General features: G+C 67.9%; 29 protein-coding genes and 1 pseudogene. 13 read left to right on the forward strand and 17 right to left on the reverse strand.

The window, feature by feature from the left end; translation table 11 throughout:
* Window positions 1-2 precede the first annotated feature (2 nt).
* Genes rimM through ffh form a run of 6 tightly spaced genes read right to left on the reverse strand, consistent with a single transcriptional unit; the run spans window position 3 to window position 3,930 of the window.
* Window positions 3-512 carry a ribosome maturation factor RimM gene (gene rimM / locus FHS00_RS11255; RefSeq protein ID WP_183473314.1) on the reverse strand — a complete coding sequence of 170 codons (510 nt, stop codon included), beginning with the start codon at window positions 510-512 and terminating at the stop codon, window positions 3-5.
* 58 nt (window positions 513-570) lie between these two features.
* Window positions 571-1,221 carry a 5,6-dimethylbenzimidazole synthase gene (bluB, locus tag FHS00_RS11260; RefSeq protein WP_183473328.1) on the reverse strand — a complete coding sequence of 217 codons (651 nt, stop codon included), beginning with the start codon at window positions 1,219-1,221 and terminating at the stop codon, window positions 571-573.
* Entirely contained in the window at window positions 1,221-1,583 is a 363-nt protein-coding gene (rpsP, locus tag FHS00_RS11265; RefSeq protein WP_183473331.1) for a 30S ribosomal protein S16, read from the reverse strand. The genes bluB and rpsP overlap by 1 nt, the downstream gene beginning before the upstream one ends.
* 39 nt (window positions 1,584-1,622) lie before the next feature.
* The gene (locus FHS00_RS11270) at window positions 1,623-1,919 is read right to left on the reverse strand and encodes a chorismate mutase (protein ID WP_183473334.1); all 297 of its coding nucleotides are present in this window, start codon (window positions 1,917-1,919) and stop codon (window positions 1,623-1,625) included.
* A complete protein-coding gene (locus FHS00_RS11275; protein ID WP_183473338.1) occupies window positions 1,916-2,437 on the reverse strand; it encodes a GNAT family N-acetyltransferase in 522 nt (173 codons plus the stop codon). Before FHS00_RS11275 ends, FHS00_RS11270 begins: the two co-directional genes overlap by 4 nt.
* Window positions 2,434-3,930 (reverse strand): signal recognition particle protein, encoded by a 1,497-nt coding sequence (ffh, locus tag FHS00_RS11280; RefSeq protein ID WP_183473341.1) that lies wholly within the window; start codon window positions 3,928-3,930, stop codon window positions 2,434-2,436. Before ffh ends, FHS00_RS11275 begins: the two co-directional genes overlap by 4 nt.
* Window positions 3,931-4,165: 235 nt before the next feature.
* Here ffh and FHS00_RS11285 point away from each other — a divergent pair, with 235 nt between their 5' ends.
* Entirely contained in the window at window positions 4,166-5,041 is an 876-nt protein-coding gene (locus tag FHS00_RS11285; protein ID WP_183473344.1) for a LysR family transcriptional regulator, read from the forward strand.
* Between the two features lie 139 nt (window positions 5,042-5,180).
* Here FHS00_RS11285 and FHS00_RS11290 read toward each other — a convergent pair whose 3' ends face one another.
* Entirely contained in the window at window positions 5,181-5,540 is a 360-nt protein-coding gene (locus tag FHS00_RS11290; RefSeq protein ID WP_183473347.1) for an ArsR/SmtB family transcription factor, read from the reverse strand.
* 215 nt (window positions 5,541-5,755) lie between these two features.
* Between FHS00_RS11290 and FHS00_RS11295 the strand changes: the two genes are divergently transcribed.
* From FHS00_RS11295 to FHS00_RS11315, 5 genes are all read left to right on the forward strand, one after another.
* A complete protein-coding gene (locus tag FHS00_RS11295) occupies window positions 5,756-6,091 on the forward strand; it encodes an AtpZ/AtpI family protein (protein ID WP_183473350.1) in 336 nt (111 codons plus the stop codon).
* 4 nt (window positions 6,092-6,095) lie between these two features.
* Window positions 6,096-6,872: a F0F1 ATP synthase subunit A gene (locus FHS00_RS11300; protein WP_183473353.1), complete on the forward strand. Its 777-nt coding sequence runs from the start codon at window positions 6,096-6,098 to the stop codon at window positions 6,870-6,872.
* Window positions 6,873-6,939: 67 nt separating this feature from the next.
* A complete protein-coding gene (locus FHS00_RS11305; protein WP_183473356.1) occupies window positions 6,940-7,176 on the forward strand; it encodes a F0F1 ATP synthase subunit C in 237 nt (78 codons plus the stop codon).
* 81 nt (window positions 7,177-7,257) lie between these two features.
* The gene (locus tag FHS00_RS11310; protein ID WP_183473358.1) at window positions 7,258-7,815 is read left to right on the forward strand and encodes a F0F1 ATP synthase subunit B'; all 558 of its coding nucleotides are present in this window, start codon (window positions 7,258-7,260) and stop codon (window positions 7,813-7,815) included.
* Complete coding sequence (locus FHS00_RS11315; RefSeq protein ID WP_183473361.1) at window positions 7,812-8,372, forward strand: F0F1 ATP synthase subunit B; 561 nt, start codon at window positions 7,812-7,814, stop codon at window positions 8,370-8,372. Before FHS00_RS11310 ends, FHS00_RS11315 begins: the two co-directional genes overlap by 4 nt.
* Before the next feature lie 86 nt (window positions 8,373-8,458).
* On the opposite strand, the gene FHS00_RS11320 is transcribed toward FHS00_RS11315, so the two are convergent.
* From FHS00_RS11320 to FHS00_RS11335, 4 genes are all read right to left on the reverse strand, one after another.
* Window positions 8,459-8,713, reverse strand: a complete 255-nt coding sequence (locus FHS00_RS11320; RefSeq protein ID WP_183473363.1) for a hypothetical protein — start codon at window positions 8,711-8,713, stop codon at window positions 8,459-8,461.
* Window positions 8,714-8,773: 60 nt separating this feature from the next.
* A complete protein-coding gene (locus tag FHS00_RS11325) occupies window positions 8,774-9,547 on the reverse strand; it encodes a FadR/GntR family transcriptional regulator (protein ID WP_183473366.1) in 774 nt (257 codons plus the stop codon).
* A 112-nt stretch (window positions 9,548-9,659) separates the two neighbouring features.
* Window positions 9,660-10,319, reverse strand: a complete 660-nt coding sequence (locus FHS00_RS11330) for a YiaD family glycine zipper/OmpA-like lipoprotein (RefSeq protein ID WP_183473369.1) — start codon at window positions 10,317-10,319, stop codon at window positions 9,660-9,662.
* 153 nt (window positions 10,320-10,472) lie between these two features.
* A complete protein-coding gene (locus FHS00_RS11335) occupies window positions 10,473-11,303 on the reverse strand; it encodes a methylated-DNA--[protein]-cysteine S-methyltransferase (RefSeq protein ID WP_183473373.1) in 831 nt (276 codons plus the stop codon).
* Window positions 11,304-11,421: 118 nt separating this feature from the next.
* On the opposite strand from FHS00_RS11335, the gene nth reads away from it, so the two are divergent.
* Both nth and FHS00_RS11345 read left to right on the forward strand, forming a co-directional pair.
* The gene (gene nth / locus FHS00_RS11340; RefSeq protein WP_183473376.1) at window positions 11,422-12,066 is read left to right on the forward strand and encodes an endonuclease III; all 645 of its coding nucleotides are present in this window, start codon (window positions 11,422-11,424) and stop codon (window positions 12,064-12,066) included.
* Window positions 12,063-13,046 (forward strand): adenosine kinase, encoded by a 984-nt coding sequence (locus tag FHS00_RS11345; protein WP_183473379.1) that lies wholly within the window; start codon window positions 12,063-12,065, stop codon window positions 13,044-13,046. Before nth ends, FHS00_RS11345 begins: the two co-directional genes overlap by 4 nt.
* A 13-nt stretch (window positions 13,047-13,059) precedes the next feature.
* Here the strand turns inward: FHS00_RS11345 and FHS00_RS11350 are convergent, their stop codons facing one another.
* Together FHS00_RS11350 and FHS00_RS11355 are read right to left on the reverse strand one after the other, a co-directional pair.
* Window positions 13,060-13,785, reverse strand: a complete 726-nt coding sequence (locus FHS00_RS11350; protein ID WP_183473382.1) for a phosphatase PAP2 family protein — start codon at window positions 13,783-13,785, stop codon at window positions 13,060-13,062.
* Window positions 13,786-13,826: 41 nt separating this feature from the next.
* Window positions 13,827-14,645, reverse strand: coding sequence for a sulfotransferase family protein (locus FHS00_RS11355; protein WP_183473385.1), 819 nt, complete (start codon window positions 14,643-14,645; stop codon window positions 13,827-13,829).
* A gap of 147 nt (window positions 14,646-14,792) precedes the next feature.
* Here FHS00_RS11355 and FHS00_RS11360 point away from each other — a divergent pair, with 147 nt between their 5' ends.
* Window positions 14,793-16,364: a DUF5928 domain-containing protein gene (locus FHS00_RS11360; protein WP_183473388.1), complete on the forward strand. Its 1,572-nt coding sequence runs from the start codon at window positions 14,793-14,795 to the stop codon at window positions 16,362-16,364.
* A gap of 10 nt (window positions 16,365-16,374) precedes the next feature.
* Window positions 16,375-16,740: an HIT domain-containing protein gene (locus FHS00_RS11365; protein WP_183473391.1), complete on the forward strand. Its 366-nt coding sequence runs from the start codon at window positions 16,375-16,377 to the stop codon at window positions 16,738-16,740.
* Window positions 16,741-16,785: 45 nt separating this feature from the next.
* On the opposite strand, the gene FHS00_RS11370 is transcribed toward FHS00_RS11365, so the two are convergent.
* Together FHS00_RS11370 and FHS00_RS11375 are read right to left on the reverse strand one after the other, a co-directional pair.
* Window positions 16,786-17,790 (reverse strand): mechanosensitive ion channel family protein, encoded by a 1,005-nt coding sequence (locus FHS00_RS11370; protein WP_183473394.1) that lies wholly within the window; start codon window positions 17,788-17,790, stop codon window positions 16,786-16,788.
* A gap of 30 nt (window positions 17,791-17,820) precedes the next feature.
* Entirely contained in the window at window positions 17,821-18,771 is a 951-nt protein-coding gene (locus FHS00_RS11375; protein ID WP_183473397.1) for an ABC transporter ATP-binding protein, read from the reverse strand.
* 108 nt (window positions 18,772-18,879) lie between these two features.
* Between FHS00_RS11375 and FHS00_RS11380 the strand changes: the two are divergent.
* The 3 genes and pseudogenes from FHS00_RS11380 to FHS00_RS11390 form a co-directional block, all read left to right on the forward strand.
* Window positions 18,880-19,053 (forward strand): annotated as a pseudogene (locus tag FHS00_RS11380) (zinc-finger domain-containing protein); the annotation flags it as partial.
* Between the two features lie 165 nt (window positions 19,054-19,218).
* Window positions 19,219-22,020 (forward strand): DNA polymerase I, encoded by a 2,802-nt coding sequence (polA, locus tag FHS00_RS11385; protein WP_183473402.1) that lies wholly within the window; start codon window positions 19,219-19,221, stop codon window positions 22,018-22,020.
* 83 nt (window positions 22,021-22,103) lie between these two features.
* The gene (locus FHS00_RS11390) at window positions 22,104-22,598 is read left to right on the forward strand and encodes a pyridoxamine 5'-phosphate oxidase family protein (RefSeq protein WP_183473405.1); all 495 of its coding nucleotides are present in this window, start codon (window positions 22,104-22,106) and stop codon (window positions 22,596-22,598) included.
* Between the two features lie 121 nt (window positions 22,599-22,719).
* Here the strand turns inward: FHS00_RS11390 and FHS00_RS11395 are convergent, their stop codons facing one another.
* Window positions 22,720-23,190: an Hsp20 family protein gene (locus tag FHS00_RS11395; protein WP_183473408.1), complete on the reverse strand. Its 471-nt coding sequence runs from the start codon at window positions 23,188-23,190 to the stop codon at window positions 22,720-22,722.
* Between the two features lie 156 nt (window positions 23,191-23,346).
* The gene (locus tag FHS00_RS11400; protein ID WP_183473411.1) at window positions 23,347-24,165 is read right to left on the reverse strand and encodes a trypsin-like serine peptidase; all 819 of its coding nucleotides are present in this window, start codon (window positions 24,163-24,165) and stop codon (window positions 23,347-23,349) included.
* Between the last annotated feature and the right edge of the window lie 28 nt (window positions 24,166-24,193).

The following is a 24,193-nucleotide window of genomic DNA, read 5'->3' on the forward strand; positions in this document are numbered from 1 at the left end:
GCTCAGCCGGGAAAGAGCCCCTCCGGCGGGTCGGCCACGATGCGCCCCGCGCCGAGGTCGACGGTCGGCACGGCGGCCAGCGTGAAGGGCAGCAGAACCGTCGCTCCGCCGTCGGGCGGAAGCAGCTCCAGCAAGTCGCCGGCGCCGTGGTTGAGCACGGCGCGCACCGTGCCCAGCAGCGCGCCGCCGGTGTCGTGCACCGGTAGGCCGATCAGGTCGGCATGGTAGTACTCGTCATCCGGCAGGGCCGGCAGCCGGTCGCGCGGGGCGAACAGGTCGGCGCCCTTGAGCGCGTCGGCCTCCTCCTTGGTGGTGATGCCGTCGAGCCGCGCGGTATAGGCGCCGGTGGCCTGGCCGGTGATCACCACCTGCCGGAATTCGCGGCCTTCCTTCGTGAGCAGCGGCACGTAATCGGCGATGGCCTCGGGGTCGGCGCAAAAGCTCTTGAGCCGCACCTCGCCGCGCACCCCGAAAGCGCCCGCAAGTCGTCCGACGCAGATCAGATCGCCCATATCCTGTCCTCCAAGCCTTTGCCCCGTTGGAACACCGCCGCGCGCCCGAGCGCAAGGCTCAGCGCGTCTCGACGGGCAGGTGACCGCGCCGCGTTTCCCAGCCCTCGGCCTCGAGTTCGGGCACCCGGTCGAGCGTCTGGGCATAGCCGACGCAAAGATAGCCGACCAGCGACCAGGCTGGGGGCACCTCGAGGTCGCGCGACAGCCGCGCGGGGTCGAGGATCGACACCCAGCCGGTGCCCAGCCCCTCGGCGCGCGCGGTGAGCCAGAACTGGGTGATCGCCGCGACCACCGAGTAGCGGCGCATCTCGGGCATGGTCGCGGCACCGAGATTGTGGCCCTTGTCGGTGGAGTCGTCGCAATACACGGCAAGCTGCACCGGCGCGTCGCGCATCCCCGACAGCTTGAGCCGGGCATAGAGCGTGGCGCGGTCGCGGCTTTGGTCCTCAAGCGCGGCGGCGTTGGCCTCTTCGAAATTGGCGAGCGCCGCGGCCCGGGCCTGTGCGCTTTCGACCCGGATCACCCGCCACGGTTCCGACAGCCCCACGGAAGGTGCCGTCAGAAACGAATCGAGGCAGCGCGTCAGCGCTGCCTCGTCCACCGGATCGGTGCGGAATCGGCGCACATCGCGCCGCCGGTCCATCAGCCGGGCCAGCTCGGCCCGGAACTCCGGCGAAAACGCGCCGGTGCGTTCCGGGCCGGGGGCCATCACTCGGCGCTCTCGTCGGCCGGGGCGGCTTCGCGCGCGGCCTTCTTCTCGGCGCGCTCCTTGGCAGCCTTGCCCGGCTCGCCCTTCTTGGGGTTGGAGCGGGTCTTCTTCTCGGTGACGCCGGCGGCCTCGAGCATGCGCGCGACGCGGTCGGTCGGCTGGGCGCCCTTGGCGATCCACTCCTGGATGCGCTCGATGTCCATCTTCACGCGGTCTTCGCTGTCCTTCGGGAGCAGCGGGTTGTAGGTGCCGAGCTTCTCGAGGAAGCGGCCGTCACGCGGCATGCGCGAGTCGGTGGCGACGATCGAGTAGTGGGGGCGCTTCTTGGAACCGCCGCGGGCGAGCCGGATCTTCATGGCCATTGGGAGAACTCCTTTGAATGGCAGTCGAGACGGAAGGTCTCAGGATTGATGTTTCTCGTGGTGCTTGATGACTTCCTGGATGATGAAGGCCAGGAATTTCTTGGCGAATTCGGGGTCGAGATCGGCCTCCTTCGCAAGATCGGTGAGCCGGGCGATCTGCGCTTCTTCGCGGATCGGGTCGGCGGGGGGCAGGTCGTGCTCGGCCTTGAGCCGGCCGACCGCCTGGGTGTGCTTGAACCGCTCGCCGAGCGTGTAGACGAGGATCGCGTCGAGCCGGTCGATACTTTCGCGGTGCTCCTTGAGAAGCTGCGCGGCGCGGCTGGCGGCATCGGTCATGAGCGGGCCCCCTTGGTGAGATCGTGGCGCCACATCTCGACGGCGGTGCCATCGGGGTCGGCGCGGAATTCGCGATGCGTGTTCTCGGCACCGAGGCGGCGCGCGACCGACTGGCTGGCGGTGTTGGCCGGGTCGATCATCGAAGCCAGTTCCCGCATGCCGAGCCGGTCGCGGGCGAAGTCGAGCACCGCCTGCCCGGCCTCGGTGGCGTAACCCTTGCCCTCGGCCTCCTCGTAGAGGTGATAGGCCAGCTCGGGCATCGGCCAAGGCTCCGGCCCCCAGAGACCGACCAGGCCAACCGGTGCGCCGGTCTTGCGCTCGACCGCGGCCCACATGCCGTAGCCGAGGATCTGCCAGTGACCCAGATGCAGGGCGATCACCCGCCACGCCTTGTGCCGGGGCGCGGGGCCGCCGACGAAGCTCGACCGCTCGGAGGCGAAGAATTCGCGCTCGGCCGGCAGATGCGCGAGCGAGGGCGGCACCAGGTGCAGCCGGTCGGTGGCGAGCGACGGGATCATTTCTTCTTGCCGAAGCCGGACAGGCCCGAGGGCAGGCCCATGCCGCCGCCCATGCCGGGCAGCTTGCCCATGCCCGGCGGCAGCTGCTTGCCAAGCATCTTGGCGGCCTTTTCCATCGCGGCGGGGTCGTTCATGTCGGGCATCTCGCCGCCCTTGCCGAACATGCCCTTCATGGCCTGTTTCAGCATGCCGCCCTTGCCCATCTTCTTCATGACATCGGCCATCTGCTTCTGCTGCTTGAGCAGCTTGTTCAGCTCCGACACCTCGAGCCCGGCACCCTTGGCGATGCGCTTCTTGCGGCTGGCCTGAAGGATGTCGGGATTGGCCCGCTCCTTCTTGGTCATCGAGTTGATCAGCGCGATCTGACGCTTGAGCATGGTGTCGTCGAAGCCGGCCGATTGCGCCTGCTTGGCCATCTTGCCCATGCCGGGCAGCATGCCCATCAGGCTCTCCATGCCGCCCATCTTGAGCATCTGCTCGAGCTGCATCTTCAGGTCGTTCATGTTGAAGCGGCCCTTCTGGAACCGCTTCATCATACGCTCGGCCTGCTCGGCCTCGATGGTCTGCTGGGCCTTCTCCACCAGGGCGACGATGTCGCCCATGCCGAGGATCCGGCCGGCGATGCGCTCGGCCTCGAAGGTCTCGATCGCGTCCATCTTCTCGCCGAGACCGACGAAGCGGATCGGCTTGCCGGTGACCTTGCGCATCGACAGCGCGGCACCGCCGCGCCCGTCGCCGTCCATCCGGGTCAGGACGACGCCGGAGACGCCAATCTTGTCGTCGAACTCGGTCGCGACGTTGACCGCGTCCTGACCGGTGAGGCCGTCGACCACGAGCAGGGTTTCGCGGGGGGAGACGGCGTCGCGCACCGCCGCCGCCTGGGCGATCAGCTCCTGATCGATGTGAAGGCGACCAGCGGTGTCGAGCATGTAGACGTCGTAGCCCCCCAAGGAGGCCTGCGTCTTGGCGCGCTTGGCGATGGCGACGGGGTCCTCGCCCTTGACGATCGGCAGCGTGTCGACGCCGATCTGGCGGCCGAGGATCTCGAGCTGCTCCATCGCGGCGGGGCGGTTCACGTCGAGCGAGGCCATCAGCACCCGCTTGCCCTCGCGCTCGGTGAGACGCTTGGCGAGCTTGGCGGTGGTGGTGGTCTTGCCCGAGCCCTGCAGGCCGACCATCAGGATCGGCGCGGGCGGGTTGTCGATCTTGAGCTTGCCGGGATCGCTGTCGCCCGTGAGCACCGAGACAAGCTCGTCATGCACGATCTTGACGACCTGCTGACCCGGGGTGATCGACTTCGTGACGGCCTGGCCGGCGGCCTTCTCCTGCACCGCGGCGACGAAATCGCGCGCGACCGGGAGAGAGACGTCGGCCTCCAGCAGCGCCACGCGCACCTCGCGCAGCGCGGTCTTCACGTCCTCGTCGGACAGCGCGCCTTGCTTGGTGAGCCTGTCGAAGACGCCGGAGAGGCGGTCTGAGAGCGATTCGAACATGGCGGTCCTTTCCGACCGTTGCGTCTGGACCGGACCACAATGCGGAACGGCGCCCGTGGGCGCAACGCGCTGACGGACGGCGATCCCCGCAACGGGCCGGGGACCGGAAAGCCAAAGCTTCCGGGTTTGGGGAGCGCAACTAAGCCGGATCGGCCGCGCGGTCAAGAGCCTGGCACGGCTTGGAGCCGGGGGCGATGCGGCCTAGAAGGAGAGGCCCCGCTCGCAGGAGATCCGAATGGACAATTGGGACGAGATCCGCACCGCATACCACGTCGCCCGCCTCGGCACGGTCTCCGGCGCAGCCGAGGTGCTGGGCGTGCACCACGCCACGGTTATCCGGCATGTCGACGCGCTCGAGACGCGACTGGGGGTGAAGCTGTTCCAGCGCCATCCGCGCGGCTACACCGCCACCGAGGCGGGCCGCGACCTGTTGCAGGTCGCGCAGACCACCGACGATCAGTTCGCTCAGCTGGTCAGCCGGCTGCGGGGGCAGGGCGACGGGGTCGAGGGCGAGCTGGCGGTGACCACGCTCGACACGCTGGCCGATCTGGTGATGCCGCTGCTGATCGACTTCCAGGCGGATTACCCGGCGGTGATGGTGCGGCTGCTGACCGGTACACGGCTGTTCCGCCTCGAATATGGCGAAGCGCATATCGCGATCCGCGCCGGCGCGGCACCGGATCAGCCCGACAACGTGGTGCAGCCCCTGATGCGGCTGCAGGTGGCGCTGGTAGCAGCGCGCAGTTATATCGCCCGGCACGGGCTGCCCGAAGAGGTGTCGGACCTCCCTAATCATCGCTTCGTCTGCGCTGACGATCTCGACAGTCGGGCGCCGTTCTACCGCTGGCTGCGCCAGACCGTGCCGACCGACCGGATCACCTTCCGCGCCCATGGCGAGCGCAACCAGCGTGACGCGGTACTGGCGGGAGCAGGGCTGGGCTTCGTGCCGCTGCACGAGGCGCAGGCGCGCGACGACCTGACCGTGGTGCACGGGCCGCTTCCCGAATGGGAGGTGCCGATCTGGGTGGTCACCCATGTCGACCTGCACCGCACACCCAAGGTTCAGGCCTTCCTGAAAGCGCTGAAGACACAGGCGAAAGACTGGAGCTGAGCCTGAGGAACGATTTCGTGAGCGCAGCGTTGGCCCGGCAGATTCATCCCAAAGGGGCAAACATGCGCAACATCATCTATATCATCGGTCTCGTCGTCGTGGTCATCGCGGTCCTGTCGCTGATCGGCCTGGTCTGAACTCAGCCCTCCGCCGCCGGACCCTCGGGCACGGCTGCGGAGGTGCCCAGTTCCCGTTCGAGAAAACGCTCGAAGGCATCGAGATCGATGCCCTCCATCTGCCCGAAGCCCTGCATCCAGACCGAGGCTTCGCGCAGCCCGTCGGGCTCCAGCTGGCACCACGTGACACGGCCCCGCCGATCGCGCGAGATCAGCCCTGCCTCGGCCAGAACCCCCAGATGCTTGGAGATCGCCGCCAGCGACATGTCGAATGGCGCGGCGACATCGGTGACGGCCATGTCATCCTCGAGCAGCAGCGCGAGGATCGCGCGCCGGGTCGGGTCGGCAAGGGCGGAAAACACCAGATCTAGCGAGGCGGCCATGCCGCGACCTGACCTTGCGCCGGGCGAAACGTCAACCGCGCGGTTGAATATGCCGAAGGGCGTCCCGATGGCCGCAGGCGTCCTGCAGAACCGCCGTATATCTAGAAACTCCCTGTTATATCAATGGTCAATCCGATCTGGCGCGGCGGAATCCCCGAGCTTGACCAATCCGCCCCCGCAATATAGCACCCTGCTCGACCGATGAGGGGGCCGCAGTGTCCGACAGCCACGACGACGACCACGCTGCGCGAATGCGTGCGCTCGAGGAGCGTCTGGCCCGGCACCGCGATCAGGCGGAGCCGCCCCGTCATCAGGAGAGCCATTACAGCCAGGCGCAGGTCGCATGGCGGATGGTGATCGAGCTTGTGGCCGGTCTGGGGATCGGCTTCGGGGTCGGGTACGGCTTGGATACCCTCTTCGGGACCATGCCGATTTTCCTGATCCCCTTCATATTCTTCGGCCTCGCGGCAGGTGTGAAAACCATGCTGCGCACGGCCAAGGAGCTGCAGGTTAAACAGCAGGCCGAACAGGCTGGCGACGACGAGGGCTGAGAGAATGGCGACAGAAACGGTGGCTTTGGTCGAGGGTGAAGAGCCGGGCGGCCTAGTGTTCCATCCTTTCGACCAGTTCGAGGTCAAGCCGCTGTTCGGCGAGATCGGCGATCCGGTCTCGTGGTACACCATCACCAACGTCACCTTCTGGATGGCGCTCTCGGTGCTGTGCGTGATCGGGCTTCTGGTGCTTGGCACCCGCGGCCGCGCCGTCATCCCGTCGCGGATGCAGTCGGCGGCCGAGCTGGTCTACGGCTTCGTCTACAAGATGGTCGAGGACGTCACCGGCAAGGAAGGCCTAAAGTACTTCCCCTGGATCATGACGCTGTTCCTGTTCATCCTGTTCTCGAACTATCTCGGCCTGCTGCCGATGGCCTTCACCACCACCTCGCACATCGCGGTGACGGCGGTGCTGGCGCTCGGCGTGTTCCTCGGCGTGACGATCCTCGGCTTCGTCAAGAACGGCATGGCCTTCCTCGGCCTGTTCTGGATGAAGGACGCGCCGCTCTTCCTGCGCCCGATCATCGCGATCATCGAGGTGATCTCGTACTTCGTGCGCCCCGTCAGCCACTCCATTCGTCTCGCCGGCAACCTCGTCGCCGGTCACGCGATGATCAAGGTGTTCGCGGGCTTCGCTGCAATCGCCGCCCTTTCGCCGCTCTCGATCGTCGCAATCACCGCGATCTACGGGCTCGAAGTGCTGGTGGCCGGCATCCAGGCCTACGTGTTCACCATCCTCACCTGCATCTACCTCAAGGACGCGCTGCACCCGTCGCACTGACGGCAGCACGCCCCGGGGTCGGTTCACCCTTCACCAAACACGCAATTCCAAATCAGGAGATACCCCAATGGAAGGCGATATCGCTCTCTTCGGTCAGTTCATCGGCGCCGGCCTCGCGGCCATCGGCTCGGGCCTCGCGGCCATCGGCGTGGGCTCGGTCGCGGCGAACTACCTCGGCGGCGCGCTGCGCAACCCGTCGGCCGCTGCCTCGCAGACCGCCACGCTGTTCATCGGCCTGGCCTTCGCGGAAGCCCTCGGGATCTTCTCGTTCCTGGTCGCGCTGCTGCTGATGTTCGCGGTCTGATCCGGACCTCGATCTCCTGACCGGCGGCGCGGGGCGCGAAACCCCGCGCCGCCATTTCCTTAGGGCTCGACGGAGGACGCCGTGGCGACCGAACCCATTCCCGCCGAAGACGCATTGGCGGTGCACGGAGCCGAAGCCGCTGGGCCGGGCATGCCCCAGCTCGACGTCTCCAGCTTCCCGAACCAGATCTTCTGGCTCATTGTCACGCTCGGCGTGATCTATTTCGTCCTGTCCCGCTTCGCCCTGCCGCGCATCGGCGCGGTGCTGGCCGAGCGCGCAGGCACGATCACCAACGACATCGCCGCCGCCGAAGAGCTGCGGCACCGCGCCCGCGAGGCCGAGACCGCCTATGACAAGGCGCTCGCCGACGCGCGCGCCGAAGCCAACCGGATCGTCGCCGAGACCAAGGCGCAGATCCAGGCCGATCTCGACGCCGAGATGGAGAAGGCCGACGCCCAGATCGCCGCGAAGACCGCCGAGAGCCAGAAGGCGATCGACGAGATTCGCGAAAGCTCGGCGCGCAATGTGAGCGAAGTGGCTCGCGACGTCGCGCGCGAGATCGTCGCCGCGTTCGGTGCCGAGGCCGATGCGGCCAAGGTCGACGCCGCGGTCGACGCCAAGCTGGGAGAGCGCGCATGAAACTGCCTCTTGCAACGCTGGCCCTGAGCCTGGCCGCCGCTCCGGCGATGGCTGCGACGGGACCGTTCTTCTCGCTCGCCAACACCGACTTCGTCGTGCTGCTGGCGTTCCTGCTGTTCGTCGGCGTGCTGCTCTACTTCCGCGTCCCGCGCGAAGTGGGCAAAATGCTCGACAAGCGGGCCGACGGCATCCGTGCCGAGCTCGACGAGGCACGTGGCCTGCGCGAAGAAGCGCAGTCGCTGCTGGCCTCCTACGAGCGCAAGCAGAAGGACGTGCAGGTCCAGGCCGAGCGCATCGTCTCGAACGCGCGTGACGAGGCCAACCGCTCGGCCGAGCAGGCCAAGCTGGACATCGAGAAATCGATCCAGCGTCGCCTGACCGCCGCCGAGGAGCAGATCCAGTCGGCCCAAGACAAGGCCGTAAAGGACGTCCGCGACCAGGCCGTCGCCGTGGCCATTGCCGCGGCCCGCCAGGTCATCGCCGAGCAGATGACGCCGCAGCGCGGTGACAAGCTGATCGACGAGTCGATCAAGACCGTGGGTGCCAAGCTGCACTGAGGCCATGCCTCGACGCGAAATCGAAAGGCCCGGGGCGCGCGATGCGACCCGGGCCTTTCGCTTTTTCGTGCCTCAGCCGCCGCTGATCAGCGCAGCGAACTGACCGGCCCGTCGAGCGCCTCGCTCGGCAGTGCGCCGTTCAGCAGTGCCAGCATGTCGATCGAAGGAGTGGTCCCCGTCTCCTCCGCCGCCGCGATCTCGGGCGCGGCGGGGGTCGGGCCGGCCGTCGTGCCGGCGTCGGCGGTGGCGTCATGCGACCGGCCACCGCAGCCGCCGGGCCCGGCAAGGGCGGCGGAGGCCGCCAGCATTGCGGCCATCGTCGTCAGGAGCAGTCGTGTCATCGCGCATCCTCCTGTGGTGCGATGCGCGATGCTAGCACGAAATGCCGGGCCAGTCGCGCCTCAGCGCCCGGTCTCGCGACTCAGGCGGCGCTTCGCCACCTCCTCGTTGCGATCGGCCTGTCGCTGGTCTGACAGAGCGCCCTGCACGTAGTCGAGATGCGACGCCACCGCCGCGCGGGCGGCTTCGGGATCGCGGGCTTGCAGCGCGTCGTTGATGGCCCGGTGTTGCTCGAGCACCGAGGCCCGGGTGGTGCGCTGGCGGAACATGACCTGCCTATTGTAGAAGACGCCCTCGCGCAGCAGGTCGTAGATCGAGCGCATCATGTGCAGCATCACGACGTTATGGCTGGCCTCGACGATGGCGAGGTGAAACTCGGCGTCGAGCGCGGCCTCTCCCTCGGCATCGGCGGTGGGCTTGGCTTGGGCCGCCTCCATCCGGGCGAAGACGGCATCGATCACCGCGAGATCGCTGTCGGAGCCGAGCCGGGCCGCGCGTTCGGCGGCGAGCCCCTCGATGTCGCGGCGAAAGGCCACCATGTCCGACACCGCCTCCTCATGGGTGGCGAAGAGCCGGACCAGCGCCGGTGAAAAGGCCGAACCGATGACGTTGGAGATATAGACGCCGGCCCCGGCGCGGGTCTCGACCAGCTTGCGGGTCTGCAGCTCGGCCAGCGCCTCGCGCAGGCTGGGCCGGGACACGCCGAGCCGCTCGGCGAGCTCGCGTTCGGGCGGCAGACGGTCACCGGGGCGCAGGATGCCGCGCAGCACCAGCTCCTCGATCTGGCGCACGACGCCATGAGAAAGCTTTTCCGGCTGGATCGGTTTGAACGGCATGGTTGGCCTCCCGTGATTGGTCATTTTATATGACCACACGCGAAGGCGCTCAACTCCTAACGAAAGAGGGGCCGCCCATCGGGCGGCCCCTTCAAACCGTCAATCAGCCTTATCAGCTGTTCGGGGTGATGATGATTTCGACCCGGCGGTTCTTGGCGCGACCCTCGGGGGTGAGGTTCGAGGCGATCGGCTGGTCCTCGCCGCGGCCGATGGCGCGCACGCGGGCGGGCGACACGCCGGCCGAGGTGAGCACGTTGGCCACCGAACGGGCGCGCGCTTCGGAGAGCGACTGGTTGTAGGACGCGGCACCGGTGTTGTCGGCATGGCCGACCACGTTGACGGTGGTGTTGGGGTAGTTGTTGAGCGAACCGGCGATGGCGCGCAGGTCATTGGTCATCGACCCGGTCAGCTGGGCGCTGTCAGTGGCGAAGAGGATGTCCTGCGGCAGGGTCACGACCAGCTGCTCGCCGGTGTTGACGATGCCGACATTCGAGCCGAGCTGGTTGCGCAGCTCAGCTTCCTGGCGATCGAGGAGCACGCCGGTGCCGGCACCCGCGGCGCCGCCCAGGGCCGCGCCCACGGCCGCGCGGCGGAGCCGCTCGTCCTTGTCGTCAGCGGTCAGCGCGCCGACGGCGGCGCCGAGGCCCGCACCGACGATCGCGCCGCGGCGGGTGTTGGCATTCGGATCGGGGTTGTTCGGGGTCACCGGCTGGCAGGCGGCCACGGCCAGGGCCGAAACGGTGACGAGCGCGAGGGGAAGCTTGGTGATCATTTGTCTTTCCAATTTCTTGCGAGGCGCAAGGCGCGACATGTGCACGCCTGTCCCGGTGGAATAGAGGCCGCTTACGGCTGCTATGCAATAACGACGCTTTGATAGGCAGGTTCCGCCTTGTTCGGGAACCAATCGGGCTGTGGCCGATCTGCCTCAGGCCTCGGCCCGCGCCGCCTCCCAAGCCAGCATCGCCCGCTTGACCGGAAGCCCCCAGTGATAGCCGCCGAGCTCGCCGGATTTCCGCAGCGCCCGATGGCAGGGGATCAACCAGCTCACCGGGTTGCGGCCGACCGCGCTCGCCGCCGCCCGGACCGCGCGTGGCGCGCCGATGCGGGCGGCGATGTCGCTATAGGTGGTGACATGGCCAGTGGGCACCTCGAGCAGCGCCTGCCAGACCTTGATCGCGAAGGGCGCGCCGATCAGCGCGACCCGCGCCTCGCCGCGCCCCGAGAAGGCAGCCTCGACCCACGGTGCCAGCGCCGCCGCGTCCGGGTGGAATTCGGCGGCGGGCCAGCGGGCCCGCAGATCTTCGAAGGTCGCCTCGATCCCGGTTTCGGCGGCAAAGCCCAAACCGCACAGCCCGCGATCGGTGCCCATCGCCACCGCCTGGCCGAAGGGGCTGTCGAAGACGCCGTGCCGGATCACCAGCCCCGCGCCGCCCGCGCCGTAATCGCCGGGGCTCATCGCTTCCCATCGCAGGAACAGGTCGTGCAGGCGCCCGGTGCCCGACAGCCCCACCGCCTGCGCCGTCTCAAGCGTCGAGCAGCGGTCGCGCAGCAGCGCCTTGGCATGGCCGAGCGCGAGATATTGCTGGTAGCGCTTGGGCGATACCCCGACCCATGCCGAGAAGACGCGCTGGAAATGCGCGGGCGACATCTCCATCCGCGCCGCGAGGTCGTCCAGCGCGAGCGGCGCCGCTGCGGCGTCGATCTCGTCGAGGGCGCGGCGCATGACGCCGTAGTGATAGGCTTGGCTCTGTTCCATGCGCCGAGGATAGGCGGCGCGGCGGCGCCACGCGACCCGGAAGCTGCGCATAGCGGCGCGGGGTCAGGCGCGGGCCGCCGGTCTTGCCGGCGCAGGCGCGGGCGGGCATAGAAGCGCGATGACCCGCCAGCTCGACTATCACGAGATCGACGAGATCTTCACCCGACTGCACGCGGCCGAGCCCGAGCCGAAGGGCGAACTCGACCATATCAACGCCTACACGCTGCTGGTCGCCGTGGCACTCTCGGCGCAGGCCACGGATGCCGGCGTCAACAAGGCGACGAAGAAGCTGTTCGAGATCGCCGACACGCCGCAGAAGATGCTGGCGCTGGGCGAGGAGGGGCTGATCGAGCACATCAAGACGATCGGCCTTTTTCGCAACAAGGCGAAGAACGTGATCCGCATGAGCGAGATTCTGGTCGAGCGCTTCGGCGGCGAGGTGCCTTCCTCGCGCGCCGCGCTCGTCTCGTTGCCGGGTGTCGGGCGCAAGACGGCGAATGTCGTGCTCAACATGTGGTGGAAGCATCCCGCGCAGGCGGTGGACACCCATATCTTCCGGGTCTGCAACCGCACCGGCATCGCGCCGGGCAAGGATGTGGACGCCGTCGAGCGCGGTATCGAGGACCACATTCCCGCGCGCTGGCAGGGCCACGCGCATCACTGGCTGATCCTGCACGGGCGCTACATCTGCGTGGCGCGCAAGCCAAAATGCCCGGCCTGTCCGATCCGCGATCTGTGCCTCTACGAGGAAAAAACCCTATGAGCACCCCCACCATTCTCGGAATCGGCAACGCCATCGTCGACGTGTTCGCGCAGGCCGATGACAGCTTCCTCGACCTGATGGGCATCGAGAAGGGCATCATGCAGCTGGTCGAGCGCGAGCGCGGCGAGACGCTCTACGGCGCAATGGAAGACCGCCGCCAAGCGCCCGGCGGTTCGGTCGCCAACACGATCGCGGGCCTTGGCATCCTCGGGCTCGACACGGCCTTCATTGGGCGGGTGCGCGACGACGCGTTGGGCCGGTTCTATGCTGAGAGCATGGAGGCGGGCGGCACGCGATTTGCCAACCCACCGGTGGAAGGGGGCGAGCTGCCGACCTCGCGCTCGATGATCTTCGTGAGCCCGGATGGCGAGCGGTCGATGAACACCTATCTCGGCATTTCGGCCGAGCTTGGCCCCGACGACGTCGCCGACGAAGTGGCGGGGCAGGCGGGGATCCTTTTCCTCGAGGGCTATCTCTACGACAAGCCCAAGGGCAAGCAGGCCTTCGAGCGCGCCGCCGGGCTGACCCAGAAAGGCGGCGGCATGGCCGGCATCGCGCTGTCGGACCCGTTCTGCGCCGACCGCCACCGCGCCGATTTCCAGCGTCTGGTGCGCGATCTCGACTTCGTCATCGGCAACGAGCACGAATGGGAAAGCCTCTATGAATGCCGCCTCGACGAGGCGCTGACGCGGGCCGCGACCGACGGCAAGCTCGTGATCTGCACCCGCTCGGGTGCGGACGTGGTGCTGATCCGGGGCGAGGAGCGGGTGGTCGTGCCGGTGCGCAAGGTGACGCCGGTCGATGCCACCGGCGCGGGCGATCTCTTCGCCGCCGGCTTCCTCTACGGCCTCGCCACCGGGCGAGATCTCGAGACGGCGGGCCGCATGGGCTGCGTCGCCGCCGCCGAGGTGATCTCGCATTTCGGGGCGCGGCCCGAGGCCGATCTCAAGGAGCTCTTCGCGCAGGCGGGCCTGCTCTAGCCCCCGACCTGCTCTAGTCCTTGGCGTCCTCGGCCGGCTCGATCTGGCCGCGGCGCTGCATCCACTGCGCCACCAGCAGGCACAGCACGGCCCAGCCGGCACCGGCGGTCCAGCCGGCGATCACGTCGGTGGGCCAGTGCACGCCCAGATAGACCCGGCTCGCGCCGACCAGCCCGGTCAGCAGGATCGCGCAGGTCATGATGTAGACCTTGATCACCCGGCGCGGCTCCAGCCGGGACAGCATCACCGCGAGGGTGAGATAGGTCACCGCCGAGAGCATGGTGTGGCCCGAGGGAAAGCTCGCCGTGTAGACATAGGAGCCATGCGGCACGAGGTCAGGGCGGGCGCGCTCGAACAGCATCTTGGCGGTGCGGCTGAGCGCCGTGCCGCTGCCGATCGCGATCAGCAGGAACCACATGGTTCGGGTGTGGCGCGACAGCGCGAGGTAGCCCGCCACGCCCAGCGTCAGCAGCGTGAGCCAAGCGACGCCGCCCAGCGCGGTCATGTCGCGCGCCATCTCCTCCACCCAAGGCGAGCCGATGGGATCGCTCAGATCGCCGGGCGTGCGCAGCGCCAGGAGGATGGTCTCGTCGAAGGCGGCGGTGTCGCCCTCGACCACCTCACCGGCGAGCAGGAAGAAGCCCAGCGCCGCGAGTGAGACGAGGAACAGCAGCACTATCCACAACTCGGGACGGCGGCGCAGGCGGGCGGGAATGTCGGCTCCGGTGGGATCGGTCATATCGGGGCTCCAACGGGGCAGGGGCGGCAGGGTTCCGGCGCTCAGGCGCCGAGCTTGGCATGCACGGCGTCGAGATCGATCTCGCGCAGGGGCGCGCGCCGGGAAGGATCGTCGATATCATAGCCGAAGAGTTCGAAATCCCGGCCATAGACCTCGCGGACGAGATGCAGCGAGAGGTCGTCGAAATACGCCTCGATCGGGTGGGCGCGCTTGGGGCCGTGGCCCTCGCTTTCGTTGAAGCGGGGCATCGCGGCGAGATCGACCGGGTGGCGCAGCGGCGCGCGTTCCAGCACCTGCGCCATGCCTGCGTCGAAATCCTCGACATGCAGGATCATGTCATAGCGCCCGCCGCCCTTGATCAGGGTCGAGACATGGCCGGACATCGCCGACCAATGGATGTCCGGGTCCATCGGCTTGCCGAAGCGGATCGTGTCACGGACGAAGAGCAGGAAGCGGCGGAAGCTGCGGATCTGGTCGAACTCGAAGCCGGTCTCCGGGTCGCCGACCTCGACCCCGTATTTCTGGATCAGCATCGGCACGAGGTTGCCGCGATAGCGGCGGCCGTTGCGCTGGATGCCGCAGATCTTGTCGAAGAACGAGGACAGGATACGCCCGTAGGGGTTACGTACGCAGGTGAAGACGAGGCTTCGATGCGCGGTGACATTGGCCTCGATCGGGCCGCGACTATGCTCGAGCCCCCATTTGTGCAGCCCGTCCTGCGCGTCGTGGATGTCGCCGTCGAAGAACCGGCCGTGATCCGAACGGTACATGATCTGGCCGATGGTCGAGCAGGCGCATTTGGGCACCACGCGGTAGACCATGCTCTCGCTCTCGGTCATCCAGGTGCCTGGAAACCCCATGCCGTCCTCCCGCTTCCTGCCGCGCACGGGCCACAAGCATCGGCGAAATGGCCCCGGCCCTGTTTATGCGGCGGCTTCGCGGGCTATCAAGGCGCAAACCACATGACGCGCCGCCCGCCGCGCGCGCGTGGCGCATCGGGAACGGACATGACGCGGATCGCCTTCATCCTCTTGTGCCACAAGGACGTCGACGCGGTCGTCGCGCAAGCGCGCGGCCTCGCCGCGTCGGGCGACGCGGTGGCGGTGCATCTCGACGCGCGGGCACCGGCTGCCGATTGGGCGCGGCTGCGCGCCGGGCTCGACGGGCAGCCGGGCGTGGCACTGGTCGAGCGGCGGCAGCGCTGCGGCTGGGGCGGCTGGAGCCTCGTCGCCGCCACGATCGCGGCGCTGCGCCTGGCGTTGGAGCGTTTTCCGGACGCCACGCATTTCTACCTGCTGTCCGGAGACTGCATGGCGATCAAGTCGGCGGAGCATGCCCATGCGCTGCTGGCGGCTGAGGACGCCGACTGGATCGAAAGCGTCGATTTCTTCGAGAGTGGCTGGATCAAGACCGGGATCGTCGAGGAACGGCTGACCCGCTGGCACCTGTTCAACGAGCGCGACCGCAAGAAGCTGTTCTATGCCAGCCTCGATCTGCAACGCCGCCTGCATATCCGCCGCCGATTGCCGGACGACATCCGCCCGATGATCGGCTCGCAATGGTGGTGCCTGCGGCGCAGCACCGTGGAGGCTGTACTGGCTTTTCTCACGGCGCGCGCGGATGTGCGGCGGCTGTTCCGCTGGAGCTGGATCCCGGACGAGACGCTGTTTCAGACGCTGGTGCGCCATCTCGTGCCGGGGGAGGAGATCCGCTCGCGCAGCCTGACCTTCCTGACCTTCACCGATTACGGGATGCCGGCGACGTTCCACGACGATCATTACGGCCTGCTGCTGGGCCAGGACGCGCTGTTCGCGCGCAAGATCAGCCCGAATGCCACCCGTCTCAGGCCACGGCTCGCGGATCTGTGGACCTCCGGGCGGCGCGATTTTCCGCAGGGCGGCGACGGGCGGCAACTGCACCGCTTCCTCACCGGGCGGGGCCGGATCGGTCAGCGGTTCGGTCGCCGCGCCTGGGAGGAGGGGGGCACGATCGGCGCCGGGCGCGAGTTGATGTTGGTGGTCGCGCACAAGCGCGAACTCGCCAAGCGGCTGGTCGGCTCGATCAAGCATCACACTTCGATGGCCGCGCTCGACTATCTGTTCGACGAAGAGGATTGCCCGCTGCCCGATCTCGGCGGGCTCGAACGCGGGTTGGAAAAGCGGGGCCGCCACCGGCGGGCGCTGCTGCGCGTGCTCTACGAGGTGCTGGGGGTCGAGCGGATGGTGATCTGCGTCGATCCGGGGCGTCTGGAGCTGATCCGCGACCTGTCCGGCGACCGGGCCACGGTGCGGCTTCTGGAGATCGAGGCCGCGCTCGACGACCAGCAATTGCGCCGACACGCGATGCGCACCGGCCTTGCCGGCGAGAGCGAGTCAGGGCTCGATCTGCTGATACCGACGCTGCGCCAGCATCTCGAGGCCGAGATCCGCAATCTGCGGGAGGCCGGTTTTGCCGGGCATTACCGGCTTGTCGCGGGGGCGCCGACGGAGGACAACTCCAGAGCGCTGCAGGCGTTTCTCGACGTGCCGGCCGAGCTGGCGGGGGATATCGCCCGGACGCCGCATCTGTTCGATGACTGAGGAGGAAGCGATGCGCTTCGACTACGACGACGGAAACATCTTCGCTAAGATCCTGCGCGGCGAGATCCCCAACAAGACCTTTCTCGAAACCGAGCACACGCTCGCCTTCGAGGACATCGCGCCGCAGGCGCCGGTGCATATGCTGGTGATCCCCAAGGGGGCCTATGTCAGCTACGACCATTTCGCGCGCGACGCTTCCGACGCGGAGATCATCGATTTCAACCGCACCGTGGCGGCCGTCTGCGAGAAGGCCGGCGTCGAGGAGGGCTTCCGCGCCATCACCAATGCCCGCGCCCATGGGGTACAGGAGGTGCCGCATTTCCATGTGCACATCCTCGGCGGACGCCCCTTGGGTCGGATGCTGGAACGCGGCTGAGGCCGGGCGGGGCACCGCCCCGCCGCAGCATCAAGGGGTGGCGGGTCAGCCCCGCGTCGCGGCCGTGCGGATCGCGTCGGCGATGCGGCGCGCCTCGGGGCTGTCGCCCTTCGCGGGCCAGCCCTCGCGCTGGGCGGTGCGGTCGCCGTCGGTGGCTTCGGTCTGGTCGTGGAACAGCACCATCCGGGTCGGATAGGGCAGGTCGACCCCCGCCGCGTTCAGCGCGTTGTAGACATCTCGGATCACCCGGCCCCAGACATGCACCACGTCCGAGCGCTTCGAATCCGTCCACCAGCGCAGCCGCACCGTGTTGCCGTCTGCATCCATGCCCCACGGGATCGCCTCGGGCGCCGGGTCGGAGAGCACGCCCTCGCAACCCTGCGCGGCCTCGATCATGATGCGGCAAGCCTCGTCGAAATCGTCGGAGCAGCCGATCAGCACGTCGTATTGCGACCGGCGCTTGTCGAAGGCTGTGTTGACCACCACGGCGTCGGTGTAGATGTCGGCATTCGGGATCACCACGCGGCGGCCGTCATAGGTCTTGATCAGGGTGGCGCGGGTCTCGATCCGCTCGACCGTGCCCTCATGTCCGCCCGAGACGATCTGGTCGCCGACCTCGAAGGGCTGGCGCACCAGGATCAGGATGCCCGCCAGCATGTTCTGGAGGATGTCCTTGAAGGCGAAGCCGATCGCCACCGAGCCGATGCCGAGACCGGCGAAGAGATCGCCCGGCGAGATCGAAGGGGCGACGATGGTGACGGCGAGCATGACGCCCAGGATCATCACCAGCCAGCGCAGCAGGCTCGCGCCCACATCGCCCAGATTGTCGCGTCCGCGCGCCCGGCCTGAGCGGCGCACCAGCGCCGCCACGCCCCGCGCGAGAAACCAGAAGACGACCAACAGGACCAGCGCCACCGCGATGTTCGGCAGCAGCCTGAAGAAACCGTCCGCCCATGCGTCGAGCTTCTCGAAGATGTTGCCGGTGTCGGCATCGACGGCCGCGAGGCTGTCGACATCCTCGCGCGGTGCGGTCTGGGTCTCTTCTTCCATGCGGCCTCCGTAATCAGCGGAGGGCCAACCTCAGGCGGCGGAGGAGGGTTCCCGCGCCTTGGAGGTCAGCTGCAGGAACACGTCCTCCAGATCCGCCTCCTCGGTGCGCACGTCGGCGATCCGCATGCCGCCCGCACGGATCGCATCGAGCACGGTGCCCGCACCCATCACCCGCGCGTCGTAGCCGAAGGCCAAGGTCCCGCCGGGCCGCTCGCTGACGCTGACGCCCTCGGGCAGGGCCGGGATCTGGGCCGGGCCGTCCGGCGTCACGACCAGAGTCTTGGCGCCGACCCGACCCACCAGATTGGCCGTGGTGTCGCGGGTGATCACCCGGCCCTGGTCGATGATCGCGATCTCGTCGCACATCTCCTGCGCCTCTTCGAGGTAATGGGTCGTCAGGATGATCGTCGTGCCCTGCTCGTTGAGGCGACGCACGTTGCGCCACAGCATGTTGCGCAGCTCGATGTCGACCCCCGCCGTCGGCTCGTCGAGCACCAGCACGCGCGGCGAATGCACCAGCGCCTTCGCGAGCAGCAGCCGTCGCCGCATGCCGCCCGAGAGCGAGCGGGCATAGGCGTCGGCCTTGTCGGCGAGGCCGACGAGATCCAGCAGCTCCATGGTCCGACGCTGCGACTTGGGCACGCCCCAGAGCCCGGCCTGCACATCGAGCGCGCCGCGTGGCGTGAAGAACGGGTCGAGCACCAGTTCCTGCGGCATCACCCCGATCGCGGCGCGCGACTGGCGCGGGTTCACGTCCTGGTCGAAGCCCCAGATCTTCACGTTCCCGGCGCTCTTGAGCACCAGCCCGGCCATGATGTTGATCATGGTCGACTTGCCCGCGCCATTGGGGCCGAGCAGGCCGAAGATCGAGCCCGCCGGCACGGTCAGGTCGACGCCGTCGAGCGCGACCTTGGCCGGGGACTTGGCGCTGGGCGCATAGGTCTTCTTCAGGCCGGTGATCTCGATGGCGGCGTCGGTCATGGCTCGGGTCCTTTCGCGTCTTGTCCCTGCGGGCGGGGCGGCTAGAATGTAGCGCGTTCGAGGCCGGGTCCATGCCCGGCCGCTCCCGTTTGCAAGGCAAGGCCCCTCATGACACTTCCCGCGCCCGAGACCAAGATCGTCGACACCTGGCGCATCGCCTGCGACGGCGGCAGCGCGGGTCTCGGCCACCCCCGCGTCTGGCTGATGATCCCGCACGACACCGGCTGGGTCGACTGCTCCTATTGCGATGCCCGCTACATCCATCGCGAGTACGCCGAGAAGGGCGCCGAGGGGCTCGATGAGATCACCCGCGGGCAGGACCGCTCGGGGCAGGAGAACGAGACCCGCTAAGGCGGGCCACTCCCGGACAGCACTGACGAAATTTCTCCGAAACCCGGCAAGGTTTCGGCTAGACAGACACGCGACATCGCAAGAGGGGACGCGGGCATGACGCAATTCGGCAAAGGGTGCCACTTGCACCTGATCGACGGCTCGGCCTTCATCTTCCGCGCGTACCACGCGCTGCCGCCGCTGACGCGCAAGTCCGACGGGCTGCCGGTCGGCGCGGTGTCGGGCTTCGTCAACATGCTGCAGCGCTACATCGACGGCAACACCGGCCCCGATGCCGCCACCCATGTCGCGGTGATCTTCGACAAGGGCTCGCACACCTTCCGCAACGATCTCTACGATCTCTACAAGGCCAACCGCGAGGCGATGCCCGAGGATCTGCGGCCGCAGATCCCTCTGACGCGGCGCGCCACCGAGGCGTTCAACATCGCCTGCAAGGAGAAGGAAGGCTTCGAGGCCGACGACATCATCGCGGCGCTGTCGTGCCAGGCGCGCGACGCGGGCGGGCGGGTTACGATCATCTCCTCGGACAAGGACCTGATGCAGCTGGTCGGCGACGGGGTCGAGATGCTCGACCCGATGAAGAATCGCCGCATCGACCGCGACGGCGTGTTCGAGAAATTCGGCGTCTGGCCCGACCGCGTCGTCGACGTGCAGGCGCTGGCCGGCGATTCGGTCGACAACGTGCCCGGCGCGCCGGGCATCGGCATCAAGACCGCCGCGCTCTTGATCAACGAGTTCGGCGATCTCGAGACGCTTCTGGAGCGCGCGGGCGAGATCAAGCAGCCCAAGCGCCGCCAGACCCTGATCGAGCACGAGAAGCAGATCCGCCTGTCCAAGCAGCTCGTCGCGCTCGATTGCGACTGCCCGCTCGATTTCTCGCTCGACGATCTGGAGATCCGCGAACCGGATCCCGAGGTGCTGCTGGGCTTCCTCGCCGAGATGGAGTTCCGCACCATCACCCGCCGCGTGGCCGAAAAGCTCGGCACCGAGGCGCCCGCCGTGCCCGACACGGCCCCCGCCGCCGCCGAGGAGACCGCGCCCGAGCCCGAGGCGCCCTTCGATCACGCCGCCTATCACAAGGTGGCGACGCGCGACGAACTGCAGCTCTGGATCGATGCGATCTACGAGCTGGGCCATGTCGCCGCCGACACCGAAACGACGAGCCTCGACGAGATGCGGGCGGAGCTCGTCGGCATCTCACTGGCGCTGACGCCCGGTCATGCCTGCTACATTCCGCTGTGCCACAGCGAGGGCGGCGACGACCTGTTCGGCGGCGCCAAGCTCTGCGACGGGCAGATGCCGATGGAGGAGGCGCTGGCGATGCTGAAGCCGGTTCTGGAGGATGCCTCGATCCTCAAGATCGGCCAGAACATGAAATACGACCTGAAGATCTTCGCCGGTCTCGGGATCGACATCGCCCCTTTCGACGACACGATGCTGCTGAGCTATGCGATGCATGCGGGGTTGCACAATCACGGCATGGACACCCTGTCCGAGCGTTACCTCGGCCATCTCCCGATCCCGATCAAGCAGGTGATCGGCACTGGCAAATCCGCCGTGACCTTCGATCGCGTCGGCATCGAAGAGGCGGTGAAATACGCGGCCGAGGACGCCGACATCACGCTGCGCCTGTGGAAGCGCTTCAAGCCCGAGCTGCACAAGACCCGCGTCACCACCGTCTACGAAACGCTGGAGCGGCCGCTGGTGCCGGTGCTGGCGCAGATGGAGCGAGCGGGCGTACAGGTCGACCGCGAGGTGCTGTCGCGCATGTCCAACGCCTTCGCGCAGAAGATGGCGGGGCTGGAGGCAGAGATCCACGCCAAGGCCGGGCGGCCCTTCAACGTAGGTTCTCCCAAGCAGCTGGGCGAGATCTTGTTCGACGATCTCGGCCTGCCCGGCGGCAAGAAGGGCAAGACCGGGGCCTATGCGACGGGGGCCGACATCCTCGAAGATCTCGCCACCGAGCACGAGCTGCCGCGCCTCGTGCTCGACTGGCGGCAAATCTCCAAGCTCAAATCGACCTATACCGACAGCCTGCAGGAACACATCCACCCCGAGACGGGGCGGGTGCACACGTCGTATTCGATCGCAGGCGCCAACACCGGCCGCCTCGCCTCGACCGACCCGAACCTGCAGAACATCCCGATCCGTACCGAGGAGGGCCGCCGCATCCGCGAGGCCTTCGTCGCGCCGAAGGGCCGCACGCTCGTCTCGCTCGACTACTCCCAGATCGAACTGCGCATTCTCGCCCACATGGCCGATATCGAGGCGCTCAAGCAGGCGTTCCGGGAGGGGCAGGACATCCACGCCGCCACCGCGTCCGAGATGTTCAACGTGCCGCTCGACGAGATGACGCCCGAGATCCGTCGACAGGCCAAGGCGATCAATTTCGGGGTGATCTACGGCATCTCGGGCTTCGGCCTCGCCCGCAACCTGCGGATCCCGCGCGATCAGGCGCAGGGCTTCATCGACCGTTACTTCGAGCGCTTCCCCGGTATCCGCGCCTACATGGACGAGACCACGGCCTTCGCGAAGGCCAATGGCTACGTGCAGACGCTGTTCGGGCGGCGGATCAACACGCCCGAGATCAACGCCAAGGGCCCGAGCGCGGGCTTTGCCAAGCGCGCCGCGATCAACGCCCCGATCCAGGGCACCGCGGCCGACATCATCCGCCGCGCGATGATCCGCATGGACGAGGCCATCGCCTCGGTCCCCTCGGCGCGCATGCTGTTGCAGGTCCACGACGAATTGCTGTTCGAGGTGGACGAGGCCGAGGCCGAGACGCTGATTCCGATCGCCCGGGAGGTAATGGAGGGTGCGGCCCATCCGGCGGTGCATCTCGACGTGCACCTCGCTGCCGAGGCCGGGCAGGGGCCGAACTGGGCGCTCGCGCACTGACGGAACCGCGTCTGCTTCGCATCGTTGCGGTCTCGAAGCGGGCGGCGGCATCGTGGCCGCCCGTCCAGAGATTGGGACGAGACATGAGCGAGCAAAGCAACGAACAGCGCGTGAAGCAGTTCTGGGACCGGCTGGCCGATCTGCGCGCCGGCATGGTTGGCATCAAGGGCACCGACCGGCTGGTGCCGATGAGCCACCACGTCGATGCCGAGGCCGGGTGCCTGTGGTTCATCGCCGCGCATGGCGAGGAACTGACCAATGCCGTCGAGGCCGGACCGCGCGATGCGCTGTTCTCGGTCTCCTCGGACAAGCACGGGCTCTATGCCCACGCCCATGGCACGCTGGAGCTGAGCCATGACAAGGCCAAGCTCGACGAGGTCTGGAACGGGGTCGCGGCAAGCTGGTTCGACGACGGGCGCGACGATCCGGATGTGCGGCTTTTGTGCCTGCGGCTTCGCGAGGCTGAGATCTGGACGACCACCACCAGCTCGGCGGCCTTCCTGTTCCAGATCGCCAAGGCCAAGGCGGTGCGCGAAGCCAAGCCGGATGTCGGCGACAACTACACGCTGCGGTTCTGAACCGGCGCCCATGACATGAAAGGCGCGGGCCCTTTCGGACCCGCGCCCTCGCACGGCACGGTCGCGACCGGCGCCTCACCGGCCGGCCGTACCCTGCACGGCCGGCTGGAGTTCCGGCCGATCAGTTGACCGACTTCTCCTCGATCAGGTTGGCGTTCTGCGGCTTCTGGCTCGAGATCTCGATGCGGCGCGGCTTCAGCGCCTCCGGGACCTCGCGCACCAGGTCGATGTGCAGCATGCCATCGAGGTGGCTGGCGCCCGTCACCTTCACATGGTCGGCGAGATGGAAACGGCGCTCGAAGGCGCGCGTCGCGATGCCGCGATGCAGGAAGGTGCGGCCTTCCTGGTCATCCTCCGACTTGCGAGCGGTGACGATCAGCGCGTTCTCGCGGACCTCGACGGCGAGGTCGTCGGCACCGAAGCCGGCGACGGCGATCGAGATGCGCCAGGCGCTCTCGTCGGTCTTTTCGATGTTGTAGGGCGGGTAGTTATTCGTGGCGGTCTCACCGGCGAGCACGCGGTCCATCAGGTCGGCAACCTGATCGAAGCCCACGGTGGCACGGTAGAGCGGGGCAAGATCGAACGTACGCATGTTGGTCATCCTCTGTCTCAAGCGATAACGTCGTGGTGGCCTTCCCGGGTGGGACAGGCCGTGTTTTGCGGAGCCCGGATCGGCGCTCCGTGACAGGGATGTGGGGGAGAGTTTTCGGGGTTTCAAGTCCCGCTTGGCGGGATTTTGCGGGCGAAATCAGGGACGCACGAAGCGCGCGCCGGTCTCGGTGCGCTGTCCCGCGCCGACCACCCGGACCTGGTTGGAGGACAGCCCGCCGAAGGCGCCGACCCGCTGCGCCATGCGCGCCCGCAAATCAGGCAGGGGGCGGTCGAGCGCCACGCCGATGGCGACGTTGCGGCCATCCATCTCCGCCTTGGCCGAGATCACCGACACGATCCGGGCGACGCCGTTCTCGAAGCTGAAGACCGGCGATCCCGAAGAGCCGTAATCGACGTCGCAGCCCATCACCAGCAGGCCGTTCTCCTCGCCGAGCACGTCGCAAGTCTCCTGCAGCGAGGGCGCTTCGGCGCGGTCATGCGCGTAGGAGACGACGCCTACCTGCGCGCCCGCCGCGATGCCGCGCACCGTCTCGAAGGGGGCGATGCGGGCGGAGCGGATCGGCTGGGCCAGTTCCAGCAATGCCACGTCTTCGGGGCTGGCCGCGCCTGAGCCCGCGCCGGTGAAGGCGTAGCCCTCGGGCTGCAGCGCCCGGCGCACGCCGCGATAGGCCAGCGCCCGTCCGTTGCGCATCCCGGCCTTGAACTCGATCTCGGTGGGGTCGATGCGGGCGCCGCTGTCCCGGTCATAGAGGCAATGCGCCGCGGTGAGCACGAGGTCCGGCGCGATCAGCGCTCCGGTACAGAATCCGCGCCCGCCGAGGTCGAGCCGGCCCACGCCCTCCCAGCCGCGGGCGTCGTCGCCGGTCACCATCTCCACGAGATCGTGCCGGTCGGCGCGCACCGGCAGCGACAGCGCCACCAGTACCAGCAAGGCGATCGCGATGGCTTGGCGCATCACTCCTCCCGTCATGGTCGCTCAGAAA

Source organism: Limimaricola variabilis (genome assembly GCF_014195545.1).
Taxonomy (GTDB): Bacteria; Pseudomonadota; Alphaproteobacteria; order Rhodobacterales; family Rhodobacteraceae; genus Limimaricola; species Limimaricola variabilis.